Source organism: Coleofasciculus sp., assembly GCF_046539235.1.
In the GTDB taxonomy this organism is placed as follows: Bacteria; Cyanobacteriota; Cyanobacteriia; order Cyanobacteriales; family Coleofasciculaceae; genus Coleofasciculus.
In genome coordinates, this window is record NZ_JBKHHI010000300.1 from 1 (window position 1) to 8,357 (window position 8,357).

An 8,357-nucleotide genomic window follows, 5' to 3' on the forward strand; every position below is an offset into this window, starting at 1 on the left:
ACTCCAATCCATTTAATTTGATCGGGTCGCCCAAAACTTAATCAACAAAGCAATACCTTGATTTGACCCCTCCCTAACCCTCCCCTTGAAGGGGAGGGAACAAGATTAGCGCTGGCTGGGAATAAGAGAGCGATCGCACGATAGAATTGACTGGCAGGGAAAAGGCGATCGCACCATTGAATTGACCGAAAGGAAACAGGTGATCCTTGTAGGGGCGACCCGCCTGCATCAATGAACAACTCCAATCCACTCCATTGGATCGGGTCGCCCTTTACTCAATCAACAAAGCCATACCTTGGTCTGACCCCTCCCTAACCCTCCCCTTGAAGGGGAGGGAACAAGATTGGCGCTTGCTGGGAATAAGAGAGCGATCGCACGATTCAATTGACTGGAAGGGAACAGGTAATTGCACCGTTTGTCGCCGACACGTAGGGACGCACGCCCCGTGCGCCCAATAAAATTGACGGGAATCGGAACAACCTGCGATCGCACTATCTTGGTTGAGGGGTATAGAACAGGCGCACTGTCCAGATTCGGCAGATTATGTTGAAATTGGGATAAAGTTAGGTGTAGACTCGCCTTGGCGACGGCACATAGAGAAACGTACTATAAATTAACTTTTTTATGGACTCTTATTTTCATCCGATTGATTCTTATTGGAACTATCTTAAACGTATCGGTCTGACGCTGGATTCAGCCGCGTTATCCTATGTCACCGCTAGTCTGGAAAAGACAGATTGGGATGAGCCGACATCGGCGATTGAGTTGAATAATGTTGCGGTTGTGGCGTTGATTGAAGCCGAACAAAGCCAGGATTCCTCGGTGCGTTTGCTGTATTTTGAGATGGCGGTTGAGGCATTGAATCAGGGAGTGGAACTGTATGGACATCCCCTCTGTGCGGCTCATCTGGCTCTCGTTTATGGGATGACTGGAGAAACGGGACAGGGAATACAAATGGCTTTTTCTACGTTTATCCAAAGTTTAATGCCTGCTTATGTTGAGGAATCCGTTGATTCGGGGATAGTTTATTTGCCTCCTGGTAATTATTTGATTGATAGTAGAGCAGAAAAGCTGGCAGAAATTCTCGGAACTGAGAATGGTTATACTCAATCCCTGCTGCTATTAAGTGAGGTTTTGTGTTATTCGGTTCTGGTTTTTTACAATGTTGCTGGACTGCGATTTCTGCATTTAGCGGCTCAACTTTATCCTGAATCGGCGGCGGTTAATTTAAAGCTGGGAATTTCCAGTTTGACGAATAATCAACAGGAAGGATTGTTTTATTTACATCGGGCGCGAAAGCTGGAGCCAGAACGGGGTAATATTTTACAAGCGCTCTATTTGGCTTATCGAGATTTGGGACAGATGGAGAGTGCTAGGGTATGGCGCAGGATGGGTGCTGAGTTGAGCCAGGGAGCCTCACAGGGGTTAGAGTGGTATTGGACTCGGTTGGTAGAAGAGAGTCAGGTTAGTTATGTTCCCTTTGAGAATCAACTTCTGTTAGCTGTTGAACCCAGTTTACGCAGTATTGTTACCAGTGTGCTGATTACGGAGGGAGATTGGTTTGAGAAGGAAATGGAGTTTTGGCGGCGTTGGATTAAACCGGGGATGACGGTGATTGATGTGGGGGCGAATGTGGGGGTTTACACGTTTAGTGCAGCGCTGCGGGTAGGAACAGAAGGGCGTGTGCTGGCGGTTGAACCGTTTTCTGGGTGTGTGCGTTGTTTGCAAGAAACCTGTAAGATTAATCAGTTAGATTGGGTGAAAGTTTGTGCAGGGGCGGCGAGTGATCATCAGGGTATGGGTAGGTTGGCGTTGCAGGCGACGAATGAACTGAATCAAATTGTTGAGGGGGAGGGGGAAAGGATGCAGCAGGGAACGCTTGAGGAGGTGCGTTGTTTTACGTTAGATAGTTTGGTTGAGGAAGAAGATATCAGCCAGATTGATTTGTTGAAAATTGATGCAGAAGGTCATGAGGTTAAGGTTTTAGCGGGAAGTAGTCGGATTTTAACCGAATTCAAACCTTGTATCATGTATGAAAATATTGCGGGGAGTCAAGGGGCTAATTTGGCTGTGGCTGATTTTCTCAGGGATAGAGGGTATCAGCTATTTCAGTATAAACCTTTCTTGGAGCAGTTACTTCCTATAGAATCGACTGAAGATTTATCCGGAAGGTTAAACCTAATTGCTGTGGTTGATCATAAAACTTTGAAGTAAATAGTTAGCGTTAGCGTTTCCAAAATTATCGTTTTTTTATACAGTGCTAATAGAGGATGATTAAATGTCGGTATTTCTTTCGAGCTTAAAGAAAAGTGGTCATCTGGAGCAGATTCATATATACACCTTTAAAAACTCTTTGTTATGCAATTCGATATTCGCTTTGAATGAAGATGATTTTTGGGATTCAATTACTAGAGTGTCTCCACGGTTAATTTCTCCAGGCTTCATCTAGGGTGAAGTTGCGAGGATTTTTAAGAATAAAGAGGTTATCTTCCTTAATTAAGTCCCCTAGACAGGATACAGGTAAGCGTTCTTGATAGGCTTTAATGGCTTTGATATAGTCGTGGTCAAATAATTCTGTTTGTATTTTCCACAGTTTATCAAGAATTAGACCGATTAGTGTAATTGTGCCGCTGAGTTGGTCGGGATTAGGTGAGTGAATTTCCATGACTACTCCCTGAATAATTCTATTGGACAGTTGAATAATTAAATCATTGAGAATATCAAGTTGAGAACGCTCTTCTGCTTTGGCAAGAGTTTCCAGCAGAAGGTTCATGGAAACGGGAAAATCAGGAACGTCTGGATTTAAGGGTAAAACAAGGTTAAATTGTCCGTGGGATTCCTTGTCTTTGAGCCAAATTATTGCCTGTTCTGGTATCTGCTGCTTTTGTTGCCAACCCTTTGCCTGTAGGTAAGTTGTTACCTGTTGAGGATGTATGGCTTTGAGTAATTCAATGTCTTTAACTGTTACATTCATAACCGTTCTCCTACTGTAATGCGCTGCATCATGGTTTTAAGTACATTGGCAGTGAATATATTTTCTCTGGGTATATAAACGGTGATGGTTTCTTGATTCTGGGTTGGTGCTTTACTTGCTAAAGATATCCAGTAAGCGCAACGCTTAAGGCAAAGTTCGGCTTCGGATTGATTTAACCAGTCATTTACTTGGTCGGGGACGATAACGACAATTAAGATTAAGGGAGGATAGCGATCGCGGATTCTTAATTCTTCATAGTTTTTCACAGAGAGAGGATATCTGATAGCGTTATCAATCAGGACTTGTCTGGACGTACATTTCACTTGAACATAGAGGAGAGGGAAGTCTATTATATCTTGATTATTAACGCCTGTGATGATTAGGTCTACGCCAAGTCGATCTAGGGGTGTGGTTGTTCTCTGAACGGCACAACCTGCGGTTGCAGCAATGGCATAAATATAGGCATAGCTAAATTCTTCTTTTTGGATGTTAATATCCACTGCGATATTCACCTTGAATGAAGACAAGTGTTTGATTAAATCATAAGAGTGTCTCCCTTGCTTTTTCTTTTACTCAGATTTGACTTGATAGACGTTTTGCACGTTGGGGAATGTGGATATTGACGGCGATAGCATTCATGACTCATCAATCTATTTATTTCCTTCCACATACTTAGTCCACATCTGCTCATAAGCTTTTTCCATTTCGCGGGTGAATTGTTTAGCATTCCAGAGGGGAGATGTGTGCTTTGATTGCCGGAGTTTCCAGGATATTTGTTGCCGCAGTTCCGGATCAGTTCCTAAGCGGATACCCCACTCTATATATTCTTCATCTGTCCAGGCAATTCCTTCTGTAATACCAGCATTCATCATCATTGTATAACTATTACGTGCGGCAAATTGCTCTCCAACGCGGGTGACGATAGGTATGCCCATCCACAGGGTTTCTAAGGTTGTGGTAGCACCATTATAGGGATAAGTATCGAGTACCACATCAGCAATGCCTAAGTTAGCGCGGTGAACGGCTTCGGAAGCCACTATCGGCAGAAATCGCAGGCGTTCGCAACTTACCTCTTCTTCTTCAGCAATTTGGTTAAAGAAATTTTTAATCGATTCTTCCTCTGCTTTACCTTTAATTAAAAAATAGCTATTCGGCACAGCTTTGAGAATTTTCATTTGCCATCGAATTGTATCGGGATGGCGTTTATACCCTCTCTGACTACTGAGATACACAACAGCATCACTAGGAATATTTAATTCATCGCGGCGTAGTGTCGGTACACCAACCTCAAAACCATCGACGGCTATATAGGTTTGGGGTAAGCGCCAGAGTTTCTCTGAGTAATAATCCTCAGCCGAATTTGGCAAAACGTAGGGGTCGGCGATAAAATAATCGATGGCAGGTATACCTGATGCATCCCAACCCAGCCAAGTTACTTGAACTGGGGCAGGTTTGAGCGCCATTACCTCACAGCTAATATCCAAGGTGATGCTATCGAGATCGATCAGAATATCAATGTTATCTTGATAAATTTGCTCAGCAATTTCTAAGCCTTCCATACCTAGTTTGTGTGCGTAATCAACTTGATTGACATACCATTCTTGTAGAGAGTCATTCACCAGCTTATAGTTAACGAAATAACCATGAACTTGAAACCGTTCGCGATCATGATGTTGCAAAAGCCAACGGGCTAACCAGCCAACAGAATGCCGTCTTAAACAGTGAGACAAATAGCCAATCTTTAATGGTTTTGCTGAAGTTTCGTGTTTTTTAAAGTTGAACCGTTGCTGAGAATATTGCTTTTGGGAATAAGTTTGAATATTGGCTTGGAAAACCTGAGCAACTTGATTCAGAATCGGTCTAACCTGGGTTGATTTATCCTTAACATGGGGCAAAGCAAAGAAAGGAGTCAGCAGACGCAGCGTCAGACCTTCAGGCAATGAACGCGGTTGTGTCTCAATCACTTCCAGCAGCAATGATTCCAACTCCTCGCAAGTCGGTAAAACGTCCTGCCAATAGCCACCTGCATTCATTAACCCCCTTAGTACTAAGTGAATTGCAGCAATTTTATGGGGTAAGGTTTGGGATAAGGAATAGCACAACTTAGCCGTCTCTATCCCCTGAGAATAATTATGATTATCTTGATAAAATGTAGCCAGATGCCGTAACGCTTCTAGATTATCAGGCTCTACGCGCAAATATAGTTCCAGAAAACGAGCCGCCAACCCAGGATACTTTAAGGTATGACCTATTTTCATCGCAGCAGGCAATAAGATACACAGGCAGGTATGAGAGCTGGGGAAGTATGGCAAACAAGCCTCTGTAAATTCTAAAGATGCAGGATGTAACGGTGCATTGTCCAAAACATCCTCCAAGACTTGCAGTAATAACTCACCATTGAAATCTCCAGTTGGTTCGGTTTGCAGGAGTTCAATCACTCCCAATTCTGTCAACTCATTTCCTGTAAAGGTTTGCAGCTTGATAGCAAGGGCAATAATTTGCAACAGATTATTGAGTTCACTAGGATGAATTTCCCGAATATGCTGCCGGATTGCCCAGGCAACAGCATAGTCTTCTAGTTCCTCCCGCCGTTGCGCTTCTGCTTCTAAGACTTCGAGCAGTTCTGTTGTCCAAAGCTCCAGTTGTTCTGGCTGTGCCTCTGCCATTGCCAGAAACCAAGTAGTCTGAGCCTCTGCCTCTTGTCCCTGTAGAAGTAACAGTAAGCCTAAATGCCAGTAGTGTCTTCTTACGTCTGGTTCTGCCTCAATTGCCTGTTCGTAAAGACTTGCTGCTCGACTATAGTCGCCTTGGATTAAATTGTGAGCGGCTTGCCGCTGCCAATTATGGTCAGCGGCAGAAAAATTTTCAGCAGTCATAGAAGATTATTTGTTCCCCTTAGAATCTTATATCGTTTACGTCGATGATTGCCACATATCAAAGGCTATAACCCCTTATTTTTTGGGATTCATTTGTTGCCAATAATATTATTGCTGATATTAGTTAAGTCCTGTGAAATCGCATTTATAACTGGTATATATAGTCTATGTATAGACAAAAAAGTGGATAGAATATTCTATCCACTTCAGGAAAATAGTTAAACTCTAGACATTCAGGTAATTTTTTGACTTCAACAGATGATATTATTGTACCTCTACAAAGCAATAGACGTGAATCTTTTCCTGAACATCTATAGATTGATTAACACTACGCTCACCTAGATGCCTGGTTTAGTCAACATCAATCGTTATTCACCTTAACCTTCATCTTAATTGTCACCAGTTAAGTTTTTATATGCTTCATTACACTGGGGTTGACCACCATCTTCAAATACAGCTTCTTCTTCACCAGTTGCTGCACCATCGAGACCCTCTGCTTTTTTAGCTTCGCACAATATAGCCAAAGTTGTTGCCTCACTGGTTTCTTCTATCTCTCCTAACTGCACACCGCCTTGATAAGCTTTGATTGCTGCTTGCAGAGGTTTTGCTAGATTGGTGACAGAAGTCTCAGGATCACCACCATCTTCAATTTTGTATTCGTAGTTATCTGTCTGTGTGGAAACGCCGAGACCTAGATTGCCAAAGTTGTCTTGGTTTGCAAACTCACCATTCTCTAGGTAGTAAGCTTGCTGCGCTCTATTGGCTGAACCCACATAGGTTTTGGCTTCCGATTGCTTTGCCTTATTTGCTTGGTTGAGGAAGGAAGGCAGAGCAATAGCAGATAGAATACCAATAATAATGATCACGACGAGCAGTTCAATCAGCGTGAAACCCTGATCCTGCTTTTTCTGGCTGAGATGCTGTAAGAACTTGGCTTTGAGTTCAGTTTTCATGAGAGGTTTCTCCTTGAGATGGGGGATGCTTGACTTTTGTCTCCTGAATGTAACTTACCCACATCCGACTGCTTTCCTATCACCTGCCGCCAAAAAATTTTTTGTCTGGGTTCCCAGTCACTCAGGATGCCCGCTCTACCAGCACATATCCATTTTCTGCCAATCCAGTCAGAGCCTGTATGACAATCTCCAACGCCTCCTCTTGGCTGGTAGACTCTAGCGTAACCGGATGCACTGGGCGCAGTTTCTGCCATCGCGCCACCAGAGATGGCATCGACTGAGGCGACTCCAACAACGGTAACAGACAGGCGGCAATAGTACTATCTACCAATCTTGACTCTCCCGTCACAGGTAGATGCTTACTGATTTCCCAGGGATTGAACTGGGTGATACATCTGCTCATTTCCTCTTTCACGGCTGGCGTTCTAAGCTGAGGATGTAAATTTACCTGGGCTTCCTGCCAATCAGCATTCGTCCACTCGGCAATCGGTATAAAGGGTTGAGCTTGATGGGGATGCCCGCACCAGAAATCCAATAGGCGATGGATGGGGTGTAATAGCTCAAATAAGCGCAGTTGCTGTTCCTCTGAAATATCGGGTAAACTCATTGCCAGAAACACGGGCAAATTCTCCGGCTCTTTGAATAGCTTCATTAAGTCCCATTGTCGCCAATTGACCATGCTGATAAATTCTAAGTCTGCCCCTCTCAACGCGGCAAATAAATCAGAAATCGTATAGCCCTTATCCCCTTGGAACAGATAATTCATCAAAACTGTCTCTTTCTTATTTTCGTTTTCATATTTAGGATTCCAAGTTTTGGCTTTTAGCTCAACACCGTTTTTCAACGCCTTCATGGTTTCTAAGACTATTTCAATTTCCATATCCTCTGGATTACCATTCATTAATCCCATCATTTGGAACGCTTCCTGAGCGCGGAAATAGTTAACGCGCTGATGTTGGCTGTGGAGATTGCTGCGAATAATTCCCCATGGCTTCAGCACCGACTTCATCGCTTGCAGTGCAATGGCTGGGTCAGGAAACAGATAAAGCAACTCATCACAATTAATGTAGTCAAACTCTAACCCTAGCTGAGGTAGCTCATAAATAGAGAGTTGATAAAATTCTACCTGCTCAAAACCATGATGCTTTAGACGCTGACGCGCTAATTCCAGGGATTTCTCGGATATATCAATCCCGACAATTTTTGCCCCAGGGTTTGCTTCGGCTAAAATTAATGCTCCATATCCCGTACCACAGCCAGCATCTAAAATTGTTATCTGCTCCGTATCTATTACCTTTTGATTCCTTAAATAATAAGGTGTGACAAAATTATGAATATAGAGTTCGCGGACATTATCTTTCGGGGAGCGGTCTATCGGAATTCGTGGATAGGGACCAAAATCAAATTGCTGGCGAATTTTTTCCAGTAATACAGCCGCTTGTTCATCCATCAGCGCGATCTCTCCATACAAAGGCACAGACACAAATCAACAGCATTCAAGCTTTTCCCCCAAGTCTAAGGATAATCGGATGGGTGACGCGATCGCAATGATTA

At 43.4% G+C, this 8,357-nt stretch carries 7 protein-coding genes; 1 reads left to right on the forward strand and 6 read right to left on the reverse strand.

Annotation, left to right across the window (positions count from 1 at the left end; all coding sequences use genetic code 11):
- Positions 1 to 73: 73 nt before the first annotated feature.
- Positions 74 to 229: a hypothetical protein gene (locus ACLFWI_RS21910; protein ID WP_446414675.1), complete on the reverse strand. Its 156-nt coding sequence runs from the start codon at positions 227 to 229 to the stop codon at positions 74 to 76.
- A gap of 395 nt (positions 230 to 624) precedes the next feature.
- On the opposite strand from ACLFWI_RS21910, the gene ACLFWI_RS21915 reads away from it, so the two are divergent.
- A complete protein-coding gene (locus ACLFWI_RS21915) occupies positions 625 to 2,214 on the forward strand; it encodes an FkbM family methyltransferase (RefSeq protein ID WP_446414676.1) in 1,590 nt (529 codons plus the stop codon).
- A 211-nt stretch (positions 2,215 to 2,425) separates the two neighbouring features.
- Here the strand turns inward: ACLFWI_RS21915 and ACLFWI_RS21920 are convergent, their stop codons facing one another.
- From ACLFWI_RS21920 to ACLFWI_RS21940, 5 genes are all read right to left on the reverse strand, one after another.
- A complete protein-coding gene (locus ACLFWI_RS21920; RefSeq protein ID WP_446414677.1) occupies positions 2,426 to 2,974 on the reverse strand; it encodes a hypothetical protein in 549 nt (182 codons plus the stop codon).
- Complete coding sequence (locus tag ACLFWI_RS21925; protein ID WP_446414678.1) at positions 2,971 to 3,474, reverse strand: DUF4365 domain-containing protein; 504 nt, start codon at positions 3,472 to 3,474, stop codon at positions 2,971 to 2,973. Before ACLFWI_RS21925 ends, ACLFWI_RS21920 begins: the two co-directional genes overlap by 4 nt.
- A 150-nt stretch (positions 3,475 to 3,624) precedes the next feature.
- A complete protein-coding gene (locus ACLFWI_RS21930) occupies positions 3,625 to 5,850 on the reverse strand; it encodes an O-linked N-acetylglucosamine transferase, SPINDLY family protein (protein WP_446414679.1) in 2,226 nt (741 codons plus the stop codon).
- Positions 5,851 to 6,239: 389 nt separating this feature from the next.
- A complete protein-coding gene (locus tag ACLFWI_RS21935; protein ID WP_446414680.1) occupies positions 6,240 to 6,803 on the reverse strand; it encodes a type IV pilin-like G/H family protein in 564 nt (187 codons plus the stop codon).
- 121 nt (positions 6,804 to 6,924) lie between these two features.
- On the reverse strand, positions 6,925 to 8,253 hold the full coding sequence (locus tag ACLFWI_RS21940) for a class I SAM-dependent methyltransferase (RefSeq protein ID WP_446414681.1): 1,329 nt from the start codon (positions 8,251 to 8,253) through the stop codon (positions 6,925 to 6,927).
- Between the last annotated feature and the right edge of the window lie 104 nt (positions 8,254 to 8,357).

Coding starts and splice junctions, on each gene's coding strand:
- ACLFWI_RS21910 (WP_446414675.1), bottom strand. CDS start 229: ATGCAGGCGGGTCGCCCCTACAAGGATCACCTGTTTCCTTTCGGTCAA.
- ACLFWI_RS21915 (WP_446414676.1), top strand. CDS start 625: ATGGACTCTTATTTTCATCCGATTGATTCTTATTGGAACTATCTTAAA.
- ACLFWI_RS21920 (WP_446414677.1), bottom strand. CDS start 2,974: ATGAATGTAACAGTTAAAGACATTGAATTACTCAAAGCCATACATCCT.
- ACLFWI_RS21930 (WP_446414679.1), bottom strand. CDS start 5,850: ATGACTGCTGAAAATTTTTCTGCCGCTGACCATAATTGGCAGCGGCAA.
- ACLFWI_RS21935 (WP_446414680.1), bottom strand. CDS start 6,803: ATGAAAACTGAACTCAAAGCCAAGTTCTTACAGCATCTCAGCCAGAAA.
- ACLFWI_RS21940 (WP_446414681.1), bottom strand. CDS start 8,253: ATGGATGAACAAGCGGCTGTATTACTGGAAAAAATTCGCCAGCAATTT.